Source organism: Pseudomonas sp. R28(2017), from assembly GCF_002112505.1.
Classification (GTDB): domain Bacteria; phylum Pseudomonadota; class Gammaproteobacteria; order Pseudomonadales; family Pseudomonadaceae; genus Aquipseudomonas.
The window spans coordinates 135,083-161,236 of record NZ_NEHW01000007.1; the positions used below are offsets into that span (position 1 = coordinate 135,083).

At 63.0% G+C, this 26,154-nt stretch carries 20 protein-coding genes and 1 pseudogene; 5 read left to right on the forward strand and 16 right to left on the reverse strand.

Annotated features, from left to right (window positions below; all coding sequences use genetic code 11):
* Nucleotides 1–113 precede the first annotated feature (113 nt).
* The 4 genes from CAF78_RS14220 to CAF78_RS14235 are packed head-to-tail and all read right to left on the reverse strand — an operon-like array spanning nt 114 to nt 5,997.
* Nucleotides 114–3,131: a sarcosine oxidase subunit alpha gene (locus tag CAF78_RS14220; RefSeq protein WP_085676303.1), complete on the reverse strand. Its 3,018-nt coding sequence runs from the start codon at nt 3,129–3,131 to the stop codon at nt 114–116.
* Entirely contained in the window at nt 3,128–3,463 is a 336-nt protein-coding gene (locus tag CAF78_RS14225; RefSeq protein ID WP_012270119.1) for a sarcosine oxidase subunit delta, read from the reverse strand. Before CAF78_RS14225 ends, CAF78_RS14220 begins: the two co-directional genes overlap by 4 nt.
* A gap of 14 nt (nt 3,464–3,477) precedes the next feature.
* Nucleotides 3,478–4,728 carry a sarcosine oxidase subunit beta family protein gene (locus tag CAF78_RS14230; protein WP_003255680.1) on the reverse strand — a complete coding sequence of 417 codons (1,251 nt, stop codon included), beginning with the start codon at nt 4,726–4,728 and terminating at the stop codon, nt 3,478–3,480.
* 15 nt (nt 4,729–4,743) lie between these two features.
* On the reverse strand, nt 4,744–5,997 hold the full coding sequence (locus CAF78_RS14235) for a serine hydroxymethyltransferase (RefSeq protein ID WP_003255681.1): 1,254 nt from the start codon (nt 5,995–5,997) through the stop codon (nt 4,744–4,746).
* 347 nt (nt 5,998–6,344) lie between these two features.
* On the opposite strand from CAF78_RS14235, the gene CAF78_RS14240 reads away from it, so the two are divergent.
* A complete protein-coding gene (locus CAF78_RS14240) occupies nt 6,345–7,385 on the forward strand; it encodes a low specificity L-threonine aldolase (protein WP_085676304.1) in 1,041 nt (346 codons plus the stop codon).
* A gap of 106 nt (nt 7,386–7,491) precedes the next feature.
* Here the strand turns inward: CAF78_RS14240 and CAF78_RS14245 are convergent, their stop codons facing one another.
* The 3 genes from CAF78_RS14245 to CAF78_RS14255 all read right to left on the reverse strand — a co-directional run bounded on the left by CAF78_RS14245 (nt 7,492) and on the right by CAF78_RS14255 (nt 10,142).
* Nucleotides 7,492–9,429: a methyl-accepting chemotaxis protein gene (locus CAF78_RS14245; protein ID WP_085676305.1), complete on the reverse strand. Its 1,938-nt coding sequence runs from the start codon at nt 9,427–9,429 to the stop codon at nt 7,492–7,494.
* Between the two features lie 183 nt (nt 9,430–9,612).
* The gene (locus CAF78_RS14250) at nt 9,613–9,915 is read right to left on the reverse strand and encodes a cell division protein ZapA (protein ID WP_085676306.1); all 303 of its coding nucleotides are present in this window, start codon (nt 9,913–9,915) and stop codon (nt 9,613–9,615) included.
* The gene (locus CAF78_RS14255; RefSeq protein WP_079226248.1) at nt 9,912–10,142 is read right to left on the reverse strand and encodes a hypothetical protein; all 231 of its coding nucleotides are present in this window, start codon (nt 10,140–10,142) and stop codon (nt 9,912–9,914) included. The genes CAF78_RS14250 and CAF78_RS14255 overlap by 4 nt, the downstream gene beginning before the upstream one ends.
* A 292-nt stretch (nt 10,143–10,434) precedes the next feature.
* Here CAF78_RS14255 and CAF78_RS29045 point away from each other — a divergent pair.
* Both CAF78_RS29045 and CAF78_RS29050 read left to right on the forward strand, forming a co-directional pair.
* Nucleotides 10,435–11,190: pseudogene (locus CAF78_RS29045) on the forward strand (MCP four helix bundle domain-containing protein); the annotation flags it as partial.
* Entirely contained in the window at nt 11,182–12,045 is an 864-nt protein-coding gene (locus tag CAF78_RS29050) for a methyl-accepting chemotaxis protein (RefSeq protein WP_371856903.1), read from the forward strand. The pseudogene CAF78_RS29045 and the gene CAF78_RS29050, both read left to right, overlap by 9 nt.
* A 107-nt stretch (nt 12,046–12,152) precedes the next feature.
* Here the strand turns inward: CAF78_RS29050 and gbcB are convergent, their stop codons facing one another.
* A complete protein-coding gene (gene gbcB / locus CAF78_RS14265; protein WP_085676308.1) occupies nt 12,153–13,253 on the reverse strand; it encodes a glycine-betaine demethylase subunit GbcB in 1,101 nt (366 codons plus the stop codon).
* A gap of 295 nt (nt 13,254–13,548) precedes the next feature.
* Here gbcB and gbcA point away from each other — a divergent pair, with 295 nt between their 5' ends.
* Entirely contained in the window at nt 13,549–14,841 is a 1,293-nt protein-coding gene (gene gbcA, locus CAF78_RS14275; protein ID WP_085676442.1) for a glycine-betaine demethylase subunit GbcA, read from the forward strand.
* A 48-nt stretch (nt 14,842–14,889) separates the two neighbouring features.
* On the opposite strand, the gene CAF78_RS29055 is transcribed toward gbcA, so the two are convergent.
* The 8 genes from CAF78_RS29055 to CAF78_RS14325 all read right to left on the reverse strand — a co-directional run bounded on the left by CAF78_RS29055 (nt 14,890) and on the right by CAF78_RS14325 (nt 25,427).
* Entirely contained in the window at nt 14,890–15,621 is a 732-nt protein-coding gene (locus CAF78_RS29055) for an RHS repeat-associated core domain-containing protein (protein ID WP_085676309.1), read from the reverse strand.
* Nucleotides 15,618–16,532 carry an RHS repeat-associated core domain-containing protein gene (locus tag CAF78_RS29060; RefSeq protein WP_218189741.1) on the reverse strand — a complete coding sequence of 305 codons (915 nt, stop codon included), beginning with the start codon at nt 16,530–16,532 and terminating at the stop codon, nt 15,618–15,620. Before CAF78_RS29060 ends, CAF78_RS29055 begins: the two co-directional genes overlap by 4 nt.
* Before the next feature lie 1,095 nt (nt 16,533–17,627).
* Complete coding sequence (locus tag CAF78_RS14300; protein WP_085676312.1) at nt 17,628–18,398, reverse strand: electron transfer flavoprotein subunit beta; 771 nt, start codon at nt 18,396–18,398, stop codon at nt 17,628–17,630.
* A gap of 10 nt (nt 18,399–18,408) precedes the next feature.
* Nucleotides 18,409–19,641: an electron transfer flavoprotein subunit alpha/FixB family protein gene (locus tag CAF78_RS14305; RefSeq protein WP_085676313.1), complete on the reverse strand. Its 1,233-nt coding sequence runs from the start codon at nt 19,639–19,641 to the stop codon at nt 18,409–18,411.
* Nucleotides 19,641–21,593 (reverse strand): dimethylglycine demethylation protein DgcB, encoded by a 1,953-nt coding sequence (gene dgcB, locus CAF78_RS14310; protein WP_085676314.1) that lies wholly within the window; start codon nt 21,591–21,593, stop codon nt 19,641–19,643. The genes CAF78_RS14305 and dgcB overlap by 1 nt, the downstream gene beginning before the upstream one ends.
* Nucleotides 21,594–21,766: 173 nt before the next feature.
* Entirely contained in the window at nt 21,767–23,827 is a 2,061-nt protein-coding gene (gene dgcA / locus CAF78_RS14315) for a dimethylglycine demethylation protein DgcA (protein WP_085676315.1), read from the reverse strand.
* A gap of 15 nt (nt 23,828–23,842) precedes the next feature.
* Entirely contained in the window at nt 23,843–24,373 is a 531-nt protein-coding gene (locus CAF78_RS14320) for a DUF5943 domain-containing protein (protein WP_008091518.1), read from the reverse strand.
* A gap of 76 nt (nt 24,374–24,449) precedes the next feature.
* On the reverse strand, nt 24,450–25,427 hold the full coding sequence (locus CAF78_RS14325; protein WP_003257506.1) for a dipeptidase: 978 nt from the start codon (nt 25,425–25,427) through the stop codon (nt 24,450–24,452).
* 285 nt (nt 25,428–25,712) lie between these two features.
* On the opposite strand from CAF78_RS14325, the gene CAF78_RS14330 reads away from it, so the two are divergent.
* Nucleotides 25,713–26,114, forward strand: a complete 402-nt coding sequence (locus tag CAF78_RS14330; protein WP_085676316.1) for a lysozyme inhibitor LprI family protein — start codon at nt 25,713–25,715, stop codon at nt 26,112–26,114.
* Nucleotides 26,115–26,154: the final 40 nt, after the last annotated feature.

A 26,154-nucleotide genomic window follows, 5' to 3' on the forward strand; every position in this document is an offset into this window, starting at 1 on the left:
TGGGAGCGGGCTTGCCCGCGAAAGCGATGGTGGATTCACCGCCCTCTTCGCGGGCAAGCCCGCTCCCACAGAGACATCATTGCAATCAGGCACCGATACCTACCGGGGGGGCCTTAGACGTTCTGCCGCTCACCCTTCGGATCGAAGAACACCGAAGACACGATCTCCGCCTCGATCACGCTGCCATCCGCTTGCGGCGAGTACACGCGCTCGCCCATGCGCTTGAGGCCGCCCTTGACCACACCCATGGCGAACGAATAGCCCAGGGAGTTGGAGGCGTAGCTGGAGGTCACGTGGCCAACCATGTCCATCGGGATCGGCTGCTTCGGATCGAACACCAGCTGGGCGCCTTCCGGCAGCCACTTGGTCGGGTCGATCGGCTTCAGGCCCACCAGCTGCTTGCGGTTGTCGCGCAGGCAGTCTTCGCGGTTCATGCCACGCAGGCCGATCCACGAGAACGGCTTGTTGCGGCCCACGCACCAGCTCATGTTGAGGTCGTCCGGGTTCATCGAGCCATCGGTGTCCTGGCCAACGATGATGAAACCCTTCTCGGCACGCAGTACGTGCATGGTCTCGGTGCCATACGGGGTCAGGTTGTACTTCTTGCCCGCCTCGATGATCTGTTCCAGCACGCCCATGGCGTAGTTGGCCTGCACGTTGACTTCGTACGACAGCTCACCGGTGAACGAGATACGGAACACGCGGGCCGGTACGCCGCCGACGCTGCCTTCCTTCCAGGTCATGAACGGGAAGGCTTCCTTGTCCATGTCGATGTCGGTCAGCTCGCTCAGCAGCTTGCGGCTGTTCGGGCCGGACAGGGTCATGGTCGCCCAGTGGTCGGTGACCGAGGTGAAGTACACCTTCAGCTCCGGCCATTCGGTCTGGTGGTACAGCTCCATCCACTGCAGCACGCGGGCGGCGCCGCCGGTGGTGGTGGTCATGATGAAGTGGTTGTCGCCGACGCAGGCGGTCACGCCGTCGTCGAAGACCATGCCGTCTTCCTTGCACATCAGGCCGTAGCGGGCCTTGCCCACGTCGAGCTTGGTCCAGGCGTTGGTGTAGATGCGGTTGAGGAACTCGCGCGCGTCCGGGCCCTGGATGTCGATCTTGCCCAGGGTCGAAGCGTCCAGCAGGCCCACGCTGTCGCGCACGGCCTTGCATTCACGGGCCACGGCCGCATGGATGTCTTCACCGGCTTTCGGGAAGTACCACGGGCGCTTCCACTGGCCGACATCTTCGAACTCGGCGCCGTTCTTCACGTGCCAGGCATGCAGGGCGGTGAAGCGCACCGGCTCGAACAGGTGGCCACAGTGACGGCCGGCTACCGCGCCGAAGGTCACCGGCGTGTAGTTCGGGCGGAACATGGTGGTGCCCATTTCCGGGATGGTGATGCCGATCGAACGGGCGGCGATGGCCAGGCCGTTGATGTTGCCCAGCTTGCCCTGGTCGGTACCGAAGCCCAGTGCGGTGTAGCGTTTTACGTGTTCGACCGACTCGAAGCCTTCGCGGGTGGCCAGTTCGATGGCCGCAGCGGTGACGTCGTTCTGCTGGTCGACGAACTGCTTGGGTGCGCGGGCAGTGCCTTTGTCGTGCGGCACCTGGAACAGCGCCACGGTGGCCTCTTCCTTGCGTGCCACGGTTTTCGGCAGGCTGCCGACGGTGGCTTTGAAGCCCGCTTCAGTGGCTGCGCGAGCGCCGCCTTCGAAGCCATCGGCAATCACGTCGCCCAGGGCGTAGACGCCGTTGATGCCGCCCACGCATTCGCGCTTCTGCGGGGCATCGCCCGGCACGAAGCCGAGGATGTCTTCACGCCAGACCGGGCGACCGCCCAGGTGCGACGCCAGGTGCACGATCGGGCTGTAGCCGCCGGAGGTGGCGATCAGGTCGCATTCGAGGGTTTCGCCAGGGCTGGTGACCTTGTGCGCCTGCACATCGATGGCGGCCACACGGGCGCCGCTGACGTGCTTGGTGCCTTTGGCCTCGATCACGGCGCTGGAGGTGAGGATGCGGATGCCCTTGGCACGTGCTTCTTCAACCAGCGAACCGCGTGGGTTGTGGCGGGCGTCGGCAATCGCGACCACCTGCAGGCCAGCGTCGTGCCAGTCGAGCGCAGCGCGATAGGCGTGGTCGTTGTTGGTCGACAGCACCAGCTTGCGGCCCGGGGCCACGCCGTAACGGCGTACGTAGGTGGACACGGCGCCGGCCAGCATGTTGCCCGGCAGGTCGTTGTTGCCGTACACCAGCGGGCGCTCGTGGGCGCCGGCAGCCAGGACCACGCGCTTGGCGCGCACGCGGTGCACGCGGTGGCGAACCTGGCCGATCGGGGCGCGGTCGCCGAGGTGGTCGGTGAGGCGCTCGTGAATGGTCAGGAAGTTATGGTCGTGGTAGCCGTTGACCGTGGCGCGTGGCAGCAGGGTCACTTCCGGCAGGCTTTCCAGCTCTTTGACCACGGCGTTGACCCAGTCGGCGGCAGGCTTGCCGTCGAGGGTTTCGCGGGTGTCGAGCAGGCTGCCGCCAAACTCTTCCTGCTCGTCAGCCAGGATCACGCGGGCACCGCTGCGCGCAGCGGCCAGCGCGGCCGCCAGGCCAGCAGGGCCGGCACCGACGATCAGCACGTCGCAGTGCTGGTTCATGTAGTCGTAGCTGTCCGGGTCGTTCTGCAGCGGCGCACGACCCAGGCCGGCGGCTTTGCGGATGTACTTCTCGTACGTCATCCAGAACGATTTCGGGTACATGAAGGTTTTGTAGTAGAAGCCCGGCGGCATCATGCTGCCGCCAACCTTGCCGAGGATGCCCATGACGTCGTTGTTGACGTTCGGCCAGCCGTTGGTGCTAGTGGCGACCAGGCCTGCGTACAGCGCCTGCTGGGTGGCACGCACGTTGGGGATCTGGGTGGCTTCGCTGGAGCCGATCTGCAGGATGGCGTTCGGCTCTTCGGTACCGGCGGCGATGATGCCGCGTGGGCGCGAGTACTTGAAGCTGCGGCCGACGATGTCGACGCCGTTGGCCAGCAACGCGGCGGCCAGGCTGTCACCGGCATAACCCTGGTAGGTCTTGCCGTTGAAGCTGAAGTTCAGGACCTTGCTGCGGTCGATACGGCCGCCGCTGGCGAGGCGATAGGTCTGGCTCATACTTTTTCCCCTTGGCCTTTGACGGTCGACGGTGCGTTCGCGGCTTTACCGTTGGCGGTCACTTGCGGCTTTTCGCCAATCTTGTAGGTTTCCAGAATTTCGTAGGTCACGGTGTCGCGGGTGACATTGAAGTACTGGCGGCAGCCGGCAACGTGGTCCCACAGTTCATGGTGAATCCCGCGCGGGTTGTCACGGTAGAACATGTAGGTACCCCACTCCTCGTCGGAGCAGGCGTTGGGGTCCAGCGGGCGGGCGATATGCGCCTGGCCAGAGGCGTGGAACTCTTCTTCGGAGCGCAGCTCGCCGCAGTGGGGACAGAAAATATGCAACATGACGGTGTCTCCGGTTAGTGGGCGACGGCGGCGGCGCCGTGTTCGTCGATCAGTGCGCCGTTGTAGAAACGGTCCATGGAGAACGGCGCGGCCAGTGGGTGCATTTCGCCCTTGGCCAGGCTCGCGGCGAAGACGTTGCCCGAACCCGGGGTCGCCTTGAAGCCGCCAGTACCCCAACCGCAGTTGAAGAACATGTTCTTGACCGGGGTCTTGGTGATGATCGGGCAAGCGTCCGGCGAGGTGTCGACGATGCCGCCCCACTGGCGGTTCATGCGAACACGCGAGAGGTTGGGGAACATCTCGACGATGGCCTGCAGGGTGTGCTCGATCACCGGGTACGAACCGCGCTGGCCGTAGCCGACCCAGCCGTCGATACCGGCACCGATCACCAGGTCACCCTTGTCGGACTGGCTGATGTAGCCGTGCACGGCGTTGGACATGATCACCGAGTCGATGATCGGCTTGATCGGCTCGGATACCAGTGCTTGCAGCGGGTGCGATTCCAGCGGCAGGCGGAAGCCGGCCAGCTTGGCCATATGCCCGGAGTTACCGGCGGTGACCACGCCGACGCGCTTGGCGCCGATGAAGCCTTTGTTGGTTTCAACGCCGATGACCGCGCCGTTTTCCTTGCGGAAGCCGATCACTTCGGTCTGCTGGATCAGGTCCACGCCCAGGGCGTCGGCGGCACGGGCGAAGCCCCAGGCCACGGCGTCGTGACGGGCCACGCCACCACGGCGCTGAACGGTGGCGCCGAGGATCGGGTAGCGGGTGTTCTTGGAGCAGTCCAGGTACGGGATTTCGGCCGCGACCTGGGCAGTGTTCAGCAGTTCGCCATCGACGCCGTTGAGGCGGTTGGCGCTGACACGGCGCTCGGAGTCACGCATGTCCTGCAGGGTGTGGCACAGGTTGTAAACGCCGCGCTGGGAGAACATGACGTTGTAGTTGAGGTCCTGGGACAGGCCTTCCCACAGCTTCATGGCGTGCTCGTACAGGTGCGCCGACTCGTCCCACAGGTAGTTGGAACGCACGATGGTGGTGTTACGGGCGGTGTTGCCGCCGCCCAGGTAGCCCTTCTCGATCACGGCAACGTTGGTGATGCCGTGTTCTTTGGCCAGGTAGTAGGCCGTGGCCAGGCCATGGCCGCCACCGCCGACGATGACCACGTCATAGACCTTTTTAGGGGTCGGTGTGCGCCACATGCGCTGCCAGTTTTCGTGGTGGCTGAGGGAGTGCTTGAAAAGGCCGAAGCCCGAGTAGCGTTGCATGGTCGTTTACTCCACTCAGCGGTAAACAGGGAAGTCAGCGCACAGGGCGGCGACGTTCTTCGCCACATCGGCTTCGACGTCTGCGTCACCGAGGTTGTCGAGGATGTCGCAGATCCAGCCGGCCAGGGCCACACATTGCGCGACCTTGAAGCCGCGGGTGGTGACGGCCGGGGTGCCGATGCGCAGGCCGGAGGTGACGAACGGCGACTGCGGGTCGTTCGGCACGGCGTTCTTGTTGACGGTGATGTGCGCGCGGCCCAGGGCGGCGTCGGCATCTTTGCCGGTGAGGCCCTGGCGGATCAGGCTGACCAGGAACAGGTGGTTGTCGGTACCACCGGACACCACGTCGTAGCCGCGGTCGATGAACACCTGGGCCATGGCCTGGGCGTTTTCGATCACTTGTTGCTGGTAGGCCTTGAAGCCTGGCTCCAGCGCTTCCTTGAAGCACACAGCCTTGGCGGCGATCACGTGCATCAGCGGGCCACCCTGGGCGCCCGGGAACACGGCGGCGTTCAGTTTTTTCTCGATCTCTTCGTTCGACTTGGCCAGGATCAGGCCGCCACGCGGGCCGCGCAGGGTCTTGTGGGTGGTGGTGGTGACCACGTCGGCGAACGGGATCGGGTTCGGGTACAGGCCAGCGGCAACCAGGCCGGCCACGTGGGCCATGTCGACGAACAGCAGCGCGCCGACCTTGTCAGCGATGGCGCGGAAGCGTGGGAAGTCGAGGGTCTTGGAGTAGGCCGAGAAACCGGCAACGATCATCTTCGGCTTGTGCTCGACGGCCAGGCGCTCGACTTCGTCGTAGTCGATCAGGCCGGTGTTGGTGTCGATGCCATACTGCACCGCGTTGTACAGCTTGCCCGAGGACGACACCTTGGCGCCGTGGGTCAGGTGGCCGCCGTGGGCCAGGCTCATGCCGAGGATGGTGTCACCGGCCTGCAGCAGGGCCAGGTAAACGGCGCCGTTGGCCGAAGAGCCGGAGTGCGGCTGGACGTTGGCGTAGTCGGCACCGAACAGCTGCTTGGCACGCTCGATGGCCAGTGCCTCGACCTTGTCGACGTGCTCGCAGCCACCGTAGTAGCGCTTGCCTGGGTAGCCTTCGGCGTACTTGTTGGTCAGGCCGCTGCCCTGGGCCTGCATCACGCGCTTGCTGGTGTAGTTCTCCGAAGCGATCAGTTCGATGTGATCTTCCTGACGCTGTTCTTCGGCATTCATCGCCGCCAGCAGTGCATCGTCATAACCCTGGATCTGGTCTTGCTTGCTGAACATCGTGTATCTCCCGGCAGCGATCGTTTTTTGTCGTGGGGCACTGTGGCCCTTTGTGGCGATGTTATGACTGGCCGGGGCGGCTCAGATGCCTGCGCACGCCTTGCAATGGCGCGTTTACGACATTCGTTGCGGTGCTGGCCCCTTCGCGGGCAAGCCCGCTCCCACAGGGACCGCGCAGGTCTTGGCCAACACCTGTGCAAGGCCCTGCCACAAACCTTGTGGGAGCGGGCTTGCCCGCGAAGAGCCCGGGCCTGAGAACACGGGAGCAAGCCCAAGCACAGCTTGTATAGTCAACTGCTGAAACGATGGTTTAGAGTGCTGTTCTGCGTCGTTCACAGGACAGTGTCATGACAGATAAGAGCCAACAATTCGCCAGCGACAACTATTCCGGCATCTGCCCCGAGGCCTGGGCCGCGATGGAGAAAGCCAACCACGGTCACGACCGCGCCTATGGCGACGACCAATGGACCGAGCGTGCGTCGGAGTACTTCCGCAACCTGTTCGAAACCGACTGCGAGGTGTTCTTCGCCTTCAACGGCACCGCCGCCAACTCCCTGGCCCTGGCTTCGCTGTGCCAGAGCTACCACAGCGTGATCTGCTCCGAGACCGCCCACGTCGAGACCGACGAATGCGGCGCGCCGGAGTTCTTCTCCAACGGCTCCAAGCTGCTGACCGCGCCAAGCGTCAACGGCAAGCTGACGCCGCAGTCGATCCGTGAGGTGGCGCTCAAGCGCCAGGACATCCACTACCCCAAGCCACGGGTGGTCACCCTTACCCAGGCAACCGAGGTCGGTACCGTCTACCGCCCCGACGAGCTCAAGGCGATCAGCGCCACCTGCAAGGAGCTGGGCCTGAACCTGCACATGGACGGCGCGCGCTTTACCAATGCCTGCGCGTTTCTCGGCTGCAGCCCGGCCGAGCTGACCTGGAAGGCCGGCGTCGATGTGCTGTGCTTTGGCGGCACCAAGAACGGCATGGCGGTGGGCGAGGCGATCCTGTTCTTCAACCGCCAGCTGGCCGAGGACTTCGACTACCGCTGCAAACAGGCCGGGCAACTGGCGTCGAAAATGCGCTTCCTGTCGGCGCCGTGGGTGGGGTTGCTGGAGGATGGCGCCTGGTTGCGCCATGGCGCCCATGCCAACCATTGCGCGCAATTGCTGGCGTCGCTGGTGAGTGATCTGCCGGGCGTTGAACTGATGTTCCCGGTGGAGGCCAACGGCGTGTTCCTGCAGATGCCGGAGCATGCGATCGAAGCGCTGCGCGGCAGGGGTTGGCGCTTCTATACCTTCATCGGCAGCGGTGGCGCGCGGTTCATGTGCTCGTGGGATACCGAAGAGGAACGGGTGCGCGAACTGGCGGCGGATATCCGCAACATCATCAGCGCCTGATCGGCCGCATTCGCGGGCGAGCCCGCTCCCACAGGTGAGGCGCCAACTTCAAGGTCGGCGCGGTAGCTGTGGGAGCGGGCTTGCCCGCGAAACATTCAGCACCTATCTAGAGTTTGAAACCACCCATCTGCCGGGCCAGATCATCGGCCAACCCACGCAGGGTCTGGCATTCCTTTCGGCTCTCCTGCACTTCCGTTGCTGTTTCCCGCGCCAGGTCGGAAATGCCTTGCACCGTCCGATTGATTTCCTCGGTCACTGCCGACTGCTCCTCTGTCGCCGTGGCCACTTGGTGGTTCATGTCGCTGATGTGCTCGACCTGATCGGTAATCGCACTGAGCGAGGCCCCGGTACGCTGGCTTGCCTCCACACCGCTGCCCGTCGCCTGCTGCCCCGCCTGCATCGAGCTCACCGCCGAACCCGCACCTTGCTTGAGCCGCTGGATCATCTGCTGCACTTCGTCGGTGGATAGCTGCGTGCGTCGGGCCAATGTCCGCACTTCGTCGGCCACCACGGCAAACCCCCGGCCCATTTCCCCGGCCCTTGCCGCTTCGATGGCGGCATTCAGTGCCAGCAGGTTGGTCTGCTCGGAAATGCTGCGGATCACAGCCAATACTTCATCGATCGAGGCCACTTCATCGGCCAACTGGCTGACTGCTCCAGCGGCTTTTCCGATGTCTCCCGACATGCCCTCGATACCCTGGATCGAGCGCCGCACCACCTCACGGGCCTGCAAGGCTTCATCCCTGGCCGTTTGCGACGCCTGGGCCGCATCACCGGCATTGCGGGCGATTTCCTGCACAGTCAGCCCCATCTCGTGCACGGCGGTGGCGACCATCTCGGTCATTTCCTGCTGCCGCCCGGAGCGCTCGGCGGTGTTGTCCACCACCAGGGTCACCTGTCCTACCGCCTGATGGAGGCGCTCGCTGGTGCGCAGCACCTCGCCGATCAAGCCACGCTGGCTGTCGAGGAAGCGGTTGAAGCCGCGGGCCAGGTCGCCCAGTTCATCCTGGCGGGCATCATCCAGCCGCTGGCTGAGGTCGCCACCGCCACTGCCGATCTGTACCAGCGCGGCGGTAACGCGACGGATCGGGCGCACCAGCCCACGCGCCAGCAACACCACCAGCAACAGGCAGATCAGCGCCACGGCACCGCCGATCAAGCTGGTCAGCCATACCGCATGGCGCATCGGTGCGTAGATCTCCGACTCCGGCACCTCGGCCACCAAGGTCCAGTTGAGGTCACGCAGCGGCAGGCCAAGGGCAACATAGGTTTCGCCATCGCGGCTGAAGCGGCTGCTCTGCAATTTGCCTGCTGAAGTCATTACCGCCATCGCCGCCTCGGCGCCAACCTGCTCGGCCAGCTGACGCTTGCCGCTGAAGGCGTTATCCGGGTGCACCTGAATCAGGCCGTCGTTGCGCACCAGGAACACCTTGCCGTGCTCACCGAAGCTGAAGTCGTGGATCAGCTTCGACAGCTCACTCATGCGCAGGCCCATGCCGGCCACCCCCACCAGCTGGCCCGCTTTTTCCACGCGGTAGTCGATGAACAGCGCCAACTCGCCTGTGGAGCCGTCGATATCGATGTTGACCAGGCGCTCGGCGCCGCTGTCGATGTAGCCGTAGAACCAGGCATCCTTGGGGTTGGCGCGGCTAAGGGTACGGTCGAGACCCTTTTCGTTGTAGTAGTGACCGGTGCCGGTGGCGGCGAACATGGTGGTGAAGGCCTGGTTACGCTGCCGGGCAGCTTCCAGGTATTCAATGAAGCGGGGAGCCTCTGCGGGATCTTCGCCGGCAGCAAGCCAGTCGCGCAGCAGTGTATTGCCCGCGATGTCGGCGGCTGCCACCAACGGCTGGCCGAGCATGCGCTCGATGTCGTTGCGGATGGCTTCGATGCTGGCCGGCAAGGCCGTATCGACCAGGTACCGCTCGGTCAGGCGGTTGAGCGCCACCGTAAAGATGATCACCACCACCAGGATGCTCGCCAACAGGGCAGCGCCCATGCTCGCGATCAATTGCCACTGGATGCTCTTACGCCAGATACGCATGCCCCTGCTCCCCGCTAATTATTGTTTTGCGGGAAGTGTATACACTTGCGTATTCAGTTAATCCAGTGATCTGGAACAACAACACCGATCATGTGGGAGCGGGCTTGCCCGCGAATGCGGCGGTGGATTCACCATCGTATTCGCGGGCACGCCCGCTCCCACAGGGATCCGTGCATCAGGTCGTCACTGTTCGGCGATGGTCCGGACGATGGCGTCCACCGTAGCATCGATCTGCGCCTGGGTACGCTCGAGGGTCAGCTGGTGTTCCTTCTGCAGTTCGACCTGCTTGGAACACAGATTCAGCGCGGCCAGCACCAGCAGCTTGTCACCGATCAGGGTCGGGTACGAACGCTTGGTCTCGGCCAGGGCGGTGTTGAGCATCCGCACCGCCTGCGCCAGGGTTTCCTCCTGGCCTTCGGGCGCCTTGATCGAATAGTCGCTGCCGAGGATCGACACGACATTGATCGGCTGCGCTTGCAGTCTCATGCGCCGACGACGCCTGCACTGGCGCGGTCAACCAGCGCCTGGATGCGCGCGGCGGTGGCGCCGTGCTTCTCTTCCTGCTCCATCAGCGACAGCTGCAGGGTTTCGTTTTCTTCCTTGGCCTGGGCCAGTTCCTGGCCGAGGGTGGTGTTCTGCTCGGTGAGTTGAGCGTTTTTCTGCATCAGGTCGCTGACCAGTTGCTCGAGTTGATTCAGGGAGGCTTCCAGCATGGGTCTATCTCGGGTTGTTGCAAAGGGCGCACACGATAAAGAAAAGCGTGAGCCCCCGCCATTAAATATCGGATTCTTAAGGTTTCTACCCCGCAGATTGACAGGGTATCGGGCCCCTTGTTCCGACCTGGGTCAACCGCCGGTCAGGTAAATAGTTAGCTGGCTCACATTTTCCCCTGGTCAGCCTCAAGACTGCCCAGTCACGACCGATAGACAGGTAAGTCATATTTCGTCGCACGGACCGCGGCTTCATACTTCCTGCCTGGACTCTTCCCCCATGTCTCTACGCAACATGAACATCGCCCCGCGCGCGTTGCTCGGGTTCGCCCTGATCGGCGTGCTCATGCTCGGCCTTGGTATCTTCTCGCTCATGCAGATGGGCAACATCCGACAGGCCGGCGTGGCCATCGAAAACATCAGCGTGCCCAGCATCAAGACCCTGGACGAGCTGACCGCACTCAACCTGCGCCTGCGTACCCTGTCCTATCGCCTGCTGCTCAACCGCGAACCGGAAACCCAGCGCGACACCCTCAACCTGCTGGACCAGCGCAACGCCCAGATCGACCGCGCCCGCCAGGCCTACATCCCGATGATCGGCGCACCTGACGAGCAGGCTGCTTTCGACCAGTACACGCAACTGCTCAACCAGTACCGCCAGCTGGAGTCGCGCATGCGCAGCCTCAGCCAGGCCAATCGCACCGACGAGCTGCGCGACCTGCTCAACCGCGACCTGCTGGCCAACTCCGAGCAGATCAACAAGGTCATGGACACCCTGGTGCAGATCAACACGGACCAGACCCGCGCCACCAACGAAACCGCCGCCAGCCAGTACGCCGCCGCCTTCGCCCTGGTAATCGGCCTGTTGATCGCCGCCACTGTGCTGACCTTCCTCTGCGCCTTCCTGCTGACCCGCAGCATCGTCAAGCCGATCGAAGAAGCACTGCAGGCCGCCGAACAGGTGGCCGACGGTGACCTGACCAAGGTCATCCGCGCCGAAGGCAGCGACGAAGCAGCCCGCCTGCAGCGCGCCATGGCCCGCATGCAGGACAAGCTGCGCGACACCTTGCAGCTGATCGCCGGGTCCGCCACCCAGTTGGCCTCGGCGGCCGAGGAACTGAACTGCGTCACCGACGAAAGTGCCCGTGGCCTGCAACAGCAGAACAATGAAATCGAACAGGCGGCGACCGCCGTCACCGAGATGACCAGCGCCGTCGAAGAAGTCGCGCGCAATGCGGTCAGCACGTCGGAAGCGTCAAGTGAAGCCAGCCGTTCGGCCGGCGATGGTCGTGACCTGGTCATGGAAACCGTGGGTGCCATCGAACGCATGAGCGTTGACGTGCAGGCCACCGCCAAGCTGATCACGCACCTGGCCGAACAATCGCGCGACATCGGCAAGGTGCTCGACGTGATTCGCGGCCTGGCCGACCAGACCAACCTGCTGGCGTTGAACGCGGCGATCGAAGCCGCTCGCGCGGGTGAAGCCGGCCGTGGCTTTGCCGTGGTGGCGGATGAAGTGCGGGCGCTGGCCCATCGCACCCAGCAGTCGACCAGCGAGATCGAGCGCATGATCGGCAGCATCCAGGGTGGTACCGAAGAGGCGGTGGAATCGATGCGTACCAGCACCGAGCGTGCCGAGTCGACGCTGAATATCGCCAAGGGTGCCGGCATGGCGCTGGATACCATTGCCGGCGCCGTGGCGCAGATCAATGAGCGTAACCTGGTGATTGCCAGCGCGGCCGAAGAACAGGCCCAGGTGGCGCGGGAAGTGGACCGCAACCTGGTGAACATCAATGACCTGTCGGTGCAGAGTGCTACCGGGGCGCATCAGACCAGTGCGGCGAGTGCGGAACTGTCGCGGTTGGCAGTGGACCTCAACAGCCTGGTAGCCCGCTTCCGCACCTGAAAGCATTCGCGGGCACGCCCGCTCCCACAGGATCACCGCTCTCTTCAAGACTGCGGTGAACCTGTGGGAGCGGGCTTGCCCGCGAAAAACCCAGACTGGCCGCTGGATCAGTAATCGATCCGCACATCCCCCTTCGGCACACTGCAGCACGACAGGATGTAGCCCTCGGCCTCGTCTTCCTCGGTAATCCCGCCGTTGTGCTCCATCTCCACTTCGCCGCCCAGCTTGAGCACCTTGCAGGTCCCGCAAATGCCCATGCCGCAGGCTTTCGGGATCATCAGGCCGACCTTCGCCGCCGCCGCATGCACGGTCTCGCCCGGGGCGACGCGGATGCTCTTCTCGCTGCCGATGAATTCCACCAGGTTCAGGTCCGAAGCATCCACTTCTGGCGCATCGGCCGCCTGCTCGGCATGCTCCACCGCATCGGCCTTGGCCTCTGCCGGCGTCGCGCCGAACGATTCCTCGTGGTAGTTCTTCATGTCGAAGCCGACCGCTTCGAGCATGCGCTTGACCGCGCTCATGTACGGCGTCGGGCCACAGCAGAACACCACGCGCTCCATGTAGTCCGGCGCAATCAGCTCCATCAGGCGCTGGTTCAGGTAACCGCGATAACCCGCCCAAGGCTCACCCAGCCCATGCTTCTCGCAGATGATGTGCAGGCTGAAGTTGGGAATGCGCGAGGCCATCTGTTCCAGCTCGCGGTGGTAGATGATGTCCTTCGGCGAACGGGCGCTGTGCACGAACACCATGTCGACGTTGGCGTTGGTGTCGTAGAACCAGCGCGCCATCGACATCACCGGGGTGATGCCCACGCCGCCGGAAAGGTACAGCACCTTGCCCGCCGGGAAGTCGATGGCGTTGAACAGCCCCACCGGGCCGTGCACCGGCAGCTCGGCGCCTTCGTGCATGGTGTCGTGCAGGAAGTTGGACACCAGCCCGCCCGGGACGCGCTTGACGGTGATCGAGAAGCTGTAAGGCACCGACGGCGAGCTGGAGATGGTGTACGAGCGCATCACCGGCTTGCCTTCGATCTCCAGCTCCAGGGTAACGAACTGCCCCGGCTTGAAGAAGAACATGATCGGCTGGTCAGCCATGAAGCAGAAGGTGCGCACGTCCCAGGTCTCCTGGATGACCTTGACGCAGCGCACGATGTGGCGGCCGTTGGCCCAGGTCTGGGTGGTGACCGGATTGAGGAAGGTATCGGACATGTTCATCTCCAGCGGCCGACTATGGCCCTTTTTATGGCTTGGATAATGCGCAAGCTGAAGACGACGTACATTCCTGCCAGCGACATCGGCGTGCTTATCGCGACCAGCCCCGCACTACAAGGGCTGGCGCGTCGTAATTCAAATCGGCCATGTCGCCCATGGATACGGTTCATGGCGTCTTCGGACGCACACTCCACGGCAAAAGAACCTGCTGTTTTGCGACAGACAGCCTTGCGGCACCACAACAACGATTAGCCACCTTTTGCCGGCCGCACACGGCCCCGAGGAATACACGATGGACGTCACCGCAACCCTGAGCCTGGGCGATCCACTGGAACCTGCACGCAAGGCCACCGCCGAGATGTTGCAGACCCGCGAGCGCACCTACTCGCTGCCCCAGCCGTTCTACACCGACGAGCGTCTGTTCCAGATCGACATGCAGGAGATCTTCCAGAAAGAGTGGTTGATCGCCGGCATGACCTGCGAGATCCCGGCCAAGGGCAACTACATCACCCTGCAGATCGGCAACAACCCGATCCTGGTGGTGCGTGGCGCCGAGGGCAAGGTGCACGCCTTCCACAACGTCTGCCGCCACCGCGGTTCGCGCCTGTGCGTCAGCGACAAGGGCAAGGTGGCCAAGCTGGTCTGCCACTACCACCAGTGGACCTACGAGCTGGACGGCCGCCTGTTGTTCGCGGGCACCGAAATGGGCGCCGACTTCGACATGAAGGAATACGGCCTCAAGCCTGTGAACGTGAAGGTGGCCGGCGGCTACATCTTCATCAGCCTGGCGGAAAACCCGCCTGCCATCGACGAGTTCCTGGCCACCCTGGAACACTACATGGAACCGTACGACATGGAGAACACCAAGGTGGCGGTGCAGACCACCTTGATGGAAAAGGCCAACTGGAAGCTGGTACTGGAAAACAACCGCGAGTGCTACCACTGCTCCGGTTCCCACCCAGAGCTGCTGCAGACCCTGCTGGAGTGGGACGATACCAACGACCCGCGTGCCAGCCAGGAATTCAAGGACCACGTGGCCAGCTCTGCTGCCGCCTGGGAAGCCGAGAAGATCCCGTACCTGCACAAGAGCCACGGGCTGCGTAACCGCATCGTGCGCATGCCGCTGCTCAAGGGCACCGTGTCGATGACCATGGACGGCAAGCAGGCCTGCCAGAAGCTGATGGGCCGCATCAAGAACCCGGACCTCGGCTCGATGCGCATCCTGCACCTGCCGCACTCGTGGAACCACTGCATGGGCGACCACATGATCGTCTTTACCGTGTGGCCGATCAGCGCCCAGGAAACCATGGTCACCACCAAGTGGCTGGTGCACAAGGATGCCGTCGAAGGTGTGGACTACAACCCTGAGCACATGCGCAAGGTGTGGGATGCCACCAACGACCAGGACCGTCGCCTGGCGGAAGAAAACCAGCGCGGGATCAACTCCACCGCGTACCAGCCTGGGCCGTACTCGAAAACCTACGAGTTCGGCGTGGTCAACTTCATCGACTGGTACAGCCAGCGGTTGCTGAACAACCTGGGGGCGGAGCCGGCGCCGTATCTGAAGGAAGTGCAGGCGCAGTAAACAAGGTTGAACCAGGCAAGCAAGCGATTGGTTGCCTGGTTCTTACCTTCACGCGCGAGGGGCTTGCGCCATAGGGTTCCCACGAATCCTCTGTACAACATTGTTGCCCAAGGTCAGCACCGGAGTTCCCCCTGTCAGGATGCCCAGCGTTTCCAAAGCCACGCCGGGGATCCGGGCTGGTGACTCCCTCAGATAGGGCACCACCACTGCCGCACGCTGTTGGATGTTCAGAAGACGCTCCGCGACACCCAGCCCCGTAGCCGCAGCCCCTACCACGACACTGTCCTTTACGGATGGGATGGCCGGCCCCCCTTGCTCGGCCCAAACCAAAGCAGATGAAGCGACTTTCAAAGTCCCCTTGTGAGTCTTGGCGAATACCTGGAGTTGTTGGGAAAGTGAGGGCTCGCAATTCTGCAAACGCCCCTGAACGACTACCTTGAGCGCTGAAAAGACCCCGTCGATGACGTTAAGTGCGCCTTCTACCAAGGCTGCCAGGAAGATTGAGTTAGGGAGGGAGAATGCGCCATTGCGATCGACCCGATTGACGGGGTCGCTGGAGCAATAGGCATAGGCATTGATGCCACCAACAGCGAATGGGCTCAGAGCATCAGCACTTTGGATTCTCATGATTATCGGGTTATAGGTGCGATGACCATTGCCAAGAAGATAATGGCCAGTCACCGGGTCGCAGTGTTCCCCGCAGAATGCCAGGCGAGAGCCGAGCAGGCCATGAGAAGCACCGTATGCAGTAAACCTATGCGCGTTGCCGGGCGAGATCATAAATGAGTGGACTCGAAAGATCCCGTGGAAGGCCTTTTCGCGCCCCTGACTTCGGCGGCTGACGTTGATGGAGATGGAGATGGAGATGGAGATGAAGATGGAGATGGAGATGGAGATGGAGATGGAGATGGAGGCATTCCTATATTCACCACCCCAGGGTTTACATTTATCACGACAGATCCAGAAGCTACAGTAGTCGGGCTTCGCGCAGAAGGTGATAGAGCGGACGGGGTTGGTACTGGGTCACCCAGCCGCTCATAACCGGATACATAGCGAATATTCTGCCCGGCTACGCTCGCAACATGCCTGAAGCCTCTAGCCATATTCCTTGCAATGGTAATGGTGGACTTGATGATCGAAGATACATTGCCAAGGCTCATCATGCCCAACGCTACTGGCTGCAACCTTTGCGAGCCACTGAACAACATACCTATCCCAGTAAATACCAGCGCTGACTCGACCAAGAGCTGTCGATTGGCCCAGAGTGCCGAGCGGTTCTGGATTCTGCTAGTCAACGCAGCAAGATTGAGGCCGATATAAGCAGCCACAGTCGTGGCCCTGGTCAGTTCGATTGAAGTCAATGCAGCCAGGAATCTACCCGAGGGGTCGATGTTGTTGACAGGATCTCCTGCGCAGTAGCCGTAGGTATTGATCCCCCCCTGGCCAAAGGGGCTCAAATGATCGGAGCTCAGAAAACGCATCAGGCCGGGGCTATAAAGCCTGTGGCCGTTGCCAAGGTGATAACACGCTGTCAGAGGGTCATGACGCTGGCCCGCAAAAGCGGTCAGAGGGCCAGGGCCTGATGGCGCGTATCCATAAGGGGAGTAAGTCCTTCTCGTCGAGCTTTCAATGCTTAACCCCATCCCTGCCGAACGTTGCATATCCGTCATCAGCAAGTAGGCTAGCTTCATCGATCAGTGCTCGAACCGATAATCGTGACGACGACATTAGCGCTGACGAGCTGATTCGGATACTGGTAAAACTGACAGGTTCACCTGTTCAATTATTGATCAACCTCATGCCCGCGCAGGCTCGGCCTGCGTTGCGAGGTTGTGCCAACAATTTATCCACAGGCTTACATACAGCAGCTGTGGAAATCTTCATCTGCGCAAGGTGATCGAGTTACCTCCAGTTGTTGATCAGATTTTGATCATAACACCGCAGCCCTTTATTTTAGAGGGTTACGGACCCTCTCGAACACCTTGTCCACAGGTAGATGAACAGAATTCGTTAACAACTCCATGACTGAGCAGCCAAGGCTTGTGCATAAATACCTGAAAAGCCCTGTTCATCAGCGTTTTGGCGCATTTCAATGCGATTGATCAATAGTTGATCGTTACGCGTAATCCCTTTGGTTCTGGGGCCTGCAAGCGAGGACAAACATATTATCCACAGGGTCGCCAACAGCAATTGTGGGAAACATTAGAAAGCGCAACCCGAGCTGGTTTGAATTTCCCCACTCGAGGCTTGATCGTTTTTTGATCAAAATGCCGAATACAGCGCCACTCGTGGCCTCCAGCGAAGCACAAACACTTTATCCACACCTTGGCGAACAGATTCCGTGGGCAAAATCTCAGAGACCTATCATTTTTGCCAGTATCCCAAAGATCCCACGTATGTTTGAGTGAAGGCCATCAATTGGCCATTACTCGAAGGAACGACTTATGCACAGCCGCCAGACAGGCTCTGTGAAATGGTTTCATGAAGGTTACGGAATAGGTGTCATCAGGGCGCCAGGGCAGCCGTCGGACTACCTGGTATTGCGGCGTGCAGTGGGGGATGAGGGATTGTCGGCGGGGGAAAGGGTGTCATTCCAGCCCGTGATCCAGGGCTTGGCATGCTGGGCGTTCAATGTGACACGGCAACAGTCACGTCTGTAGGAGCGGCCTTGTGTCGCGAAAGGGCTGCGAAGCGACCCCAAAATCTATGCTGCTGTGAAGATCTTGGGGCCGCTTCGCAGCCCTTTCGCGACACGAGGCCGCTCCTACAAAAAAGCGCAGCCAGGTTCAGCGCAGCACGCCTTCTTCCACCAGCAGCTTGAGGATGGCCTCGGCGCCTTCCTGTGGAGAAACGTCTTTCAACACTTTGCCGCCGCCGCCACTGGCCTTGGCCGTGGCCGCTTTCATGCGGTCCGCGCCGCTTTTGGCCTTGATCACCTTGAGCCGCTTGGGCCGTGGCCGTGCCGGCTGCAGCTCGGCATCCGCCAGCAGTTCATCCTCGACGATCGCCACATTGCGCGCCGCCAGCACGCCCCGGCGTGCCGGGCCGAACGCGCTCTGGCGCGGCTTGGGCGCGGCGTTATCCACAGTCGCCAGCAACGGCAGGCGTACCTTCAGCCGGCGCCGCTGGCCGCGTGGCAGCGCTTGCAGTACCTGAGCCGTACCGTTATCGATCGACTCCACTTCGGCCAGCCCCACCACCAAAGGCCAGCCGAGTTTTTCGGCCAGCAGGAACGGCAGCATGCCCGACCCTTCACCGGTCTCGGCCTGGCTGCCAGTCAGCACCAGCTGGGCGCCAGCATCGCGCAGGTAATCACCCAGCACGCCCAGCACATCGGCGCCGGCCGGTTGTTCCAGCACATCCAGATGGTCCAGGCCCATGCCCAGGTAGGCGCGCAGTGCCTCTTCACGCGGGTCGCCGGCATGCACCACTTGCAAGTTATCCCCAGCCAACTGCAAGCCCAGCTCCACGGCGCGGGCATCCTGCTCGGCGCGGCGGGCGCGGCCGGAGCTGGGGTGGGCACCGATGGAAACCAGGCTGATCACTTTCGTACTCATGCTCGTGCCCTTATGCCGCGTCGCGCTGGCCGACGCTGCGGAAGTTGTCCACAGCCTCGATCAGTGCCTGGAGAATCGCCGAACTGTCGCCAATCACCGACAGGTCGGCCCGTTTGATCATGTCGCAGCCCGGGTCCATGTTGATCGCCACCACCTTGTCGCAGGCACCGATACCCTGCAGGTGCTGGATCGCACCAGAGATACCCACAGCCACGTAGACGCGTGCCGTGACCCAGGTACCGGTGGCACCGACCTGGCGGTTGCGTGGCATGAAGCCGTCGTCGACCGCCACCCGCGAGGCGCCTTCGGTGGCGCCGAGGGCCGCAGTGGCCTTGTGGTAAAGGTCCCAGTCCTTGACGCCGTTGCCGCCAGAGACGATGAACTCGGCTTCGGCCATGGCGATGGTGGCCGGGTCAACGGCAACCGAGCCTAGGTCCTCGATGCGCGACAGGCTGCGCACCACGCTTGTGGACAACTCCACCGGCAGCGCTTCGTGACGGGTGTCGCTGACCGGCTCGGCACACTCCGCCGCGCCCAGGATCAGGCGTGGCACGGCGCGTTGCAGGTCTTGCTGGCCGGCACCGGCACGGCCGATGCACTGGCCGTCCTTGACCTGCCACACCCGCGTTGCCGGGCGCTCGCCCAGGGCCGCGCCCAGCCGACGGCCCAGTTCGCCGCCACCGGTGCGGCTGTCGGGCAGCAGCCAGTGACGCGGGGTGAACTGGTTATCCACAGCGCGCAAGCCCTGCACCAGCTGCTCCGGTGCATAACCCTCGAACGCCTCGCCCTCGAGCACCAGGAGGCGGTCGACACCCGCTGTGGAAAAGTTGCTTTCCTTGTGTTCGCCAAACACCACCGCCAGCACGGCGCCGTCGTTGCCAGCCAGGCCGTGGGCCAGGCCTAGCAGGTCGCGGTCGTGGCTGCTCAGGCGGCCGCCGACCATGTCCGGCACCACGGCGATGTAGAACGCCGGCGCCGGTACCTGATGCAGTGGCAACTGCACTTCGGCAGCTGCCGTGCGCCGCCCGCCGACACCGGTGCCCTGCTGGGCGCCGCTGCGGTCGATGCGCTTGAGGCCGGCCGGGCCGATGAAACCGGCGGCAATCGCATGGGGGTTCTTGCGGATCAGGCCGTTGGGCCCCATCCAGCGGGTCTGTTGCGTCTGCATCGCCGCGTGCAGCGGGTGCAGACGGTTACGGGCGATCCACTCGGCGCGTGGGTCGCGGCGGATGATGTCGCTCATCAATGCACCTCCGCAGGTTCGCGTTTAACCGTTGGCGACTTTGGGGCCGCGGGAGTTTCCTCTTCGATCAACACATCAGCCACCAGCTCGGCGAGGTCCTTGATCTGTGGGCGCGGTTCGACCACGCCTTCGAGCATCGCGGTGCACTGCGGGCAACCCACGGCCACAAGCTCGGCCTCGGTCTCGCGGATGTCGTCCATGCGCATGTCCGGGATCCGCTGCTTGCCGGGGATGTCGGTGATCGGCGCACCGCCACCACCGCCGCAGCAACGGGAACGGAAGCCCGAACGCTGCATCTCACGCACTTCGATACCCAGCGCCTTGAGCACTTCACGCGGGGCTTCGTACTCGCCGTTGTAACGGCCCAGGTAGCACGGGTCGTGGTAGGTGACGCTGCCGCCCTTGTGCTGGCCGAGGTTCAACTTCTTGGCCGCGATCAGTTCAGCGATGTAGGTGCTGTGGTGCTGCACCTGGTAATCGCCACCCAGCGCGCCGTACTCGTTCTTCAGCACATGGAAGCTGTGCGGGTCGCAGGTGACGATGCGTTGGAACTTGTACTTGGCCAGCGTCTGGATGTTGCGCTTGGCCAGTTGCTGGAAGGTCGCTTCATCGCCCAGGCGGCGCGCCACGTCACCAGTGTCACGCTCTTCCAGGCCGAGCACGGCGAAGTCCACGCCGGAGGCCTTGAGCACTTTGACGAACGAACGCAGGGTGCGCTGATTGCGCATGTCGAAGGCACCGTCGCCGACCCAGAACAGCACTTCGGTGGTTTTCACCTCCGGCAGCAGCTGCAGGTTGAGGTCGGCCGCCCAGTTCATCCGCCCGCCCGGGGCGAAACCGCCCGGGTTGTCGGTGGCGATCAGGTTCTCCAGTACTTCGGCGCCCTTGTTCGGGGTCGCGCCCTTTTCCAGGGTGAGATGACGGCGCATGTCGACGATGGCATCGACGTGCTCGATCATCATCGGGCACTCCTCGACGCAGGCACGGCAGGTGGTGCACGACCACAGCGTCTCGGCATCGACCAGGCCATTGACGATCGGCTGGTGCGGGTTGCCGCCGTGTTCGCCGATCGGCTTGCCTGGGTAAGGGCTGCCGGCAAAGTTGGCGTCGCTGCCACCGGCCAAGCCGATGACCATGTCCTGGATGAGTTTTTTCGGGTTCAGCGGCTGGCCGGCGGCGAATGCCGGGCACATGGCTTCACATTTACCGCACTGCACGCAGGCGTCGAAGCCGAGCAGCTGGTTCCAGGTGAAGTCCACGGGTTTTTCCACGCCCAGTGGCGCGTTGCGGTCTTCCAGGTCCAGCGGCTTGAGGCCGGTGGAGCGGCCGCCGCCGAAGCGTTCGGCGCGGCGGTGCCAGGCCAGGTGCAGGGCGCCGGCGAAGGCGTGCTTCATCGGGCCGCCCCAGGTCATGCCGAAGAACAGCTCCGACACGCCCCACAACACACCCAGGCCGAGAATGCCGACCATTACCCAGCCGCCGGTGTTGGCCGGCAGGATGCCGGCGACCGGCAAGGTGGCGATGAAGAAGCTGGCGGCGAACACCAGCAGGCTTTTCGGCAGGCGCATCCACGGGCCCTTGGACAGGCGCGCAGGCGGGTTCAGGCGGCGCTTGAAGACGAAGATGGCGCCGCTGAACATGATCACCGTGGCCACCAGCAGCGCGTATCCGAGGATCTTGCTCTGCAGGCCGAAGCCGTGCACCAGGATCGCCAGCGCGGCCGACAGCACGAAGCCGCCAGCGGTGGCGACGTGGGTCTTGGACATGTACTTGTCGCGCTCGACCACGTGGTGCAGGTCGACCAGGTAGCGCCGCGGCATGGCCAGCAGGCCGCCGATCAGGTTGACCTTGGACGGCCGGCCACGCCGCCACATGCGCACCCGGCGCAGGGCGCCGAGCACCGCCAGGCCAAGGGCAGCGAACAGCAGGATGGGTAGAAGGGTGTTCAACATGGGAGGCTCCCACAACAGCGGTTGCTAGGGGTTCAGGCCCCTGGAATCCTGCACCGGCCCTGTGGGAGCGGGCGTGCCCGCGAATGCGTCAGATCAAACAACTCTGTTGTTCATGCCTACGCTTTCGCGGGCTCGCCCGCTCCCCCAGGGGCCGGTGTGTGCCGACAGACCGATCAGAAGTCCTTGCACAGGCGCAAGGCGTCGTAGATCGCCGCATGCACGTTGCGCTGGGCAACGCAGTCACCGATGCGGTACAGCAGGTAGCCCTCGCCCGGCTGGCTGAGGATCGGCTGTGGCTTGATGGCGAACAGCACCTCCACGTCGATCTGGCCCTTGTTGCGCGAACCTTCCTTCAGCGCGTAGTACAGCTGCTCGTCAGGACGCACGCCGTTTTCCACCACCACCTGGTCGACCACGCGTTCTTCCTTGGCGCCGGTGTACTCGTTCTCGAGCACCGCCACCAGCTTGTCGCCCTCGCGGTAGACCTTTTCCAGCATCATGTCGCCGGTCATGATCACTTCTTTCGGGTACATGCTGCGGTAGTAGGTCGGGAAGGTGGTACCACCCATGGCCACGCCCGGCTTGATGTCGTCGGTGACAATCTCGACCTGGCTGCCCTTGTCGGCGATGAAGTCGGCCACCGACATGCCGGTGAATTCGCAGATGGTGTCGTACACCAGCACGTTCTTGCCCGGCGCAACCTTGCCGTCGAGCACGTCCCAGCTGCTGACCACCAGCCCTTCGGCGGCGCCCCAGTGCTCGTTCTGTTCCAGGAACGAATGCCCACCCACGGCCAGCACGATGATGTCCGGGCGCAGGTCCTGGATGGTCGCCACGTCAGCGGCGGTGCCCAGGCGCAGGTCGATCTTCAGGCGGGCGAACTCCAGCTGGTACCAGCGGGTGATACCGGCGATCTGGTCACGCTGCGGTGCCTTGGCGGCGATGGTGATCTGCCCGCCGATCTGGTCCTTCTTCTCGAACACGGTCACGTCGTGGCCGCGCTCGGCAGCCACGCGGGCCGCTTCCATGCCGGCAGGGCCGGCGCCGACGATGACGACCTTGCGCTTGGGCCCGGTGGTCTTCTCGATGATGTGCGGCACGCCCATGTATTCGCGGGAGGTCGCGGCGTTCTGGATGCACAGCACATCCAGGCCCTGATACTGGCGGTCGATGCAGTAGTTGGCGCCGACGCACTGCTTGATCTGGTCGACCTGGCCCATCTTGATCTTGGCGATCAGGTGCGGGTCGGCGATGTGCGCGCGGGTCATGCCGACCATGTCGACGTAGCCACCTTCCAGGATGCGCGTGGCCTGGTTCGGGTCCTTGATGTTCTGCGCGTGCAGCACCGGGACCTTGACCACTTCCTTGATGCCGGCCGCCAGGTGCAGGAACGGCTCAGGCGGGTAGCTCATGTTGGGGATGACGTTGGCCAGGGTGTTGTGGGTGTCGCAACCCGAGCCGACCACGCCGATGAAGTCGATCATGCCGGTGGCGTCGTAGTAGGCGGCGATCTGCTTCATGTCCTCGTGGCTGAGGCCATCGGGGTGGAATTCGTCACCGCAGATGCGCATGCCCACGCAGAAATCGTCGCCGACTTCGGCACGCACGGCCTTGAGTACTTCCAGGCCGAACTTCATGCGGCCTTCGAAAGTACCGCCCCATTCGTCGGTACGCTTGTTGACCCGCGGGCTCCAGAACTGGTCGATCATGTGCTGGTGCACGGCCGACAATTCCACGCCGTCCAGGCCGCCCTCTTTGGCACGACGCGCAGCCTGTGCGTAGTTGCCGATCACGCGCCAGATCTCTTCCACCTCGATGGTCTTGCAGGTAGCGCGGTGCACGGGTTCACGGATACCCGACGGCGACATCAGCGTCGGCCAGTTGAAGCCGTCCCAGCGCGAGCGACGTCCCATGTGGGTAATCTGGATCATGATCTTGGCGCCATGCTTGTGCATGGCGTCAGCGAGGTTCTGGAAGTGCGGGATGATGCGGTCGGTCGACAGGTTGACCGACGACCACCATTCCTGCGGGCTGTCGATGGCGACGACAGAGGAGCCGCCGCAGATCGCCAGGCCGATACCGCCCTTGGCCTTCTCTTCGTAGTACTTCACGTAGCGGTCGGTGGTCATGCCGCCGTCAGTGGCGTAGACCTCGGCGTGCGCGGTGCTGAGCACGCGGTTGCGGATGGTCAGTTTGCCGATCTGGATCGGCTGGAACATTGCTTCGAATGCCATGACGCTATCTCCGGCTTACAACGGCTTTGTGACGAACAGGCCATCTTCGTGGCCTTCTTCCGACCCGCCGTAGACCTGTTCGGCCACGGTGCGGATCTTGCTGCCACGGGCAGCGAGAATCTGGTCCATGGCGCCGGCGAACCAGCCGGTGAACATGTAGTCGACCTTGCGGCCGCACTTGCCATAGACGTACACGAACGCGGAGTGCTTGAGCTTGACGCTGCAGGTGCCTTTGTCCAGGTCGATGTCCTGGATCTCGAACAGGCCCCAGCCGCGCTGGCTCAGGCGCTTCATGTAGTGCTCGAACACCGCCACGCCTTCCAGGCCATGGCATTCGGCTTCCTTCTCGCACCAGTGCCAGGCGGACTTGTAGCCGGCCTTGTAGAGGATCTCGGCGTAGGCGTCGGCGCCCAGCACTTCCTCGATACCGATGTGGTTGTTGACGAAGAAATGGCGCGGCACATAGAGCATCGGCAGGGCATCGCTGGTCCAGACACCGGTCTCGCTGTCGACTTCGATTGGCAATTGCGGGGCGATCTTGGCCATGGAAACTCAACTCCATAAAATTTTTATGTGGGTGCCCCGGCGTTGCTGGCAGGGGCTATCAGGCTTGGAGAGCGGCTTACTCGCCCCAGACGTCCTTGAGGACGTTGACCCAGTTCTCACCCATGATCTTGCGTACCACGCGCTCGGAATGGCCGCGCTTGAGCAGGGTCTCGGTGAGGTTGGGGAATTCGCCGACGGTGCGAATGCCCAGCGGGTTGATGATCTTGCCGAAGTTGGTCAGGCGACGGGCGTAGCCCTTGTCGTGGGTCAGGTACTCGAAGAAGTCCTGGCCGTGGCCCTGGGTGAAGTCGGTACCGATACCGATGGCGTCTTCACCGACGATGTTCATGGTGTACTCGATGGCCTCGGCGTAGTCGTCGATGGTCGAGTCGATGCCCTTGGCCAGGAACGGCGCAAACATGGTCACGCCGACGAAGCCGCCGTGGTCGGCGATGAACTTCAGCTCTTCGTCCGACTTGTTGCGAGGGTGTTCCTTCAGGCCCGAAGGCAGGCAGTGGGAGTAGCAGACCGGCTTCTTCGATTCGAGGATGACTTCCTCGGAGGTCTTGGAGCCGACGTGGGACAGGTCGCACATGATGCCGACGCGGTTCATCTCGGCAACGATCTCGCGGCCGAAGCCCGACAGGCCGCCGTCACGTTCGTAGCAACCGGTGCCGACCAGGTTCTGGGTGTTGTAGCACATCTGCACGATGCCCACGCCCAGCTGCTTGAACACATCGACGTAGGCGATCTGGTCTTCGAACGCATGGGCATTCTGGAAGCCGAAGAGGATGCCGGTCTTGCCCAGCTCCTTGGCCTTGCGGATGTCGGCGGTGGTACGCACCGGCATCACCAGGTCGCTGTTGTCGCGGATCAGCTTCTGGCTGGCGGCGATGTTGTCGACGGTTGCCTTGAAGCCTTCCCAGACCGACACCGTGCAGTTGGCCGCGGTCAGCCCGCCTTTGCGCATGTCCTCGAACAGCTCGCGGTTCCATTTGGCAATGATCAGGCCGTCGATGACGATGCTGTCGGCGTGAAGTTCGGCTGGGCTCATCAGGCTGTCCCCTTTGTTGATTTGGGCCGCGCCGAATCTTCTGCCGGCGCTTTGGGGCCAGCATATGCCTGTGCCCTGCGACGCCCCGATGCAAAAACGACAGGGGGTTTGCCGAAAGCGTCAATGCGCGACATCGCGCCCTCTGGCGCGCTGTCTGGCGATGAGAGACAGTCTCGATAACGACATTTGCCGCCGTTTCATGAACATTTCGTCAGAGAGCTATCGTCTTGTCTGCGGCTGAGCGAGAATCCAGCCGATTCGTCAGCCTTGTTGAGGAGAAAACGGATGAAATCAATGGCATGGCTGGTATTGCTGGCGGTCGTCTCGGGCGCCCACGCTGGCGAGGAAGAAAGCACCCCGTGCGACAACGTCGAGAGCGACCAGCAGACCTTCGCTTGCGCGGCGTTCAACAAGCAGACCGCCGAACGCGAGTTGAAATCGGCGTATGACGACCTGATCCAGCGCATTCGCGACCAGTATGCCGACGAAGGCGACCAGGCCACGGCCTTGGTCGGGCGCATGGACGCCGCCGAGAAACTGTGGGCGCAGTTGCGTGACGCCGACTGCAAGGTCGAGACCTATGCCGAGAAGCCCGGTAGCAAAGCGTTCCAGGCGGCCTGGGATACCTGCGTGGCGCAGCGCAGTGATGACCGCTCGGAGTACCTGCAGTCCATTGGCCAGCAATAATCCTGCACCGGCCTCTTCGCGGGCTCGCCCGCTCCCTCAG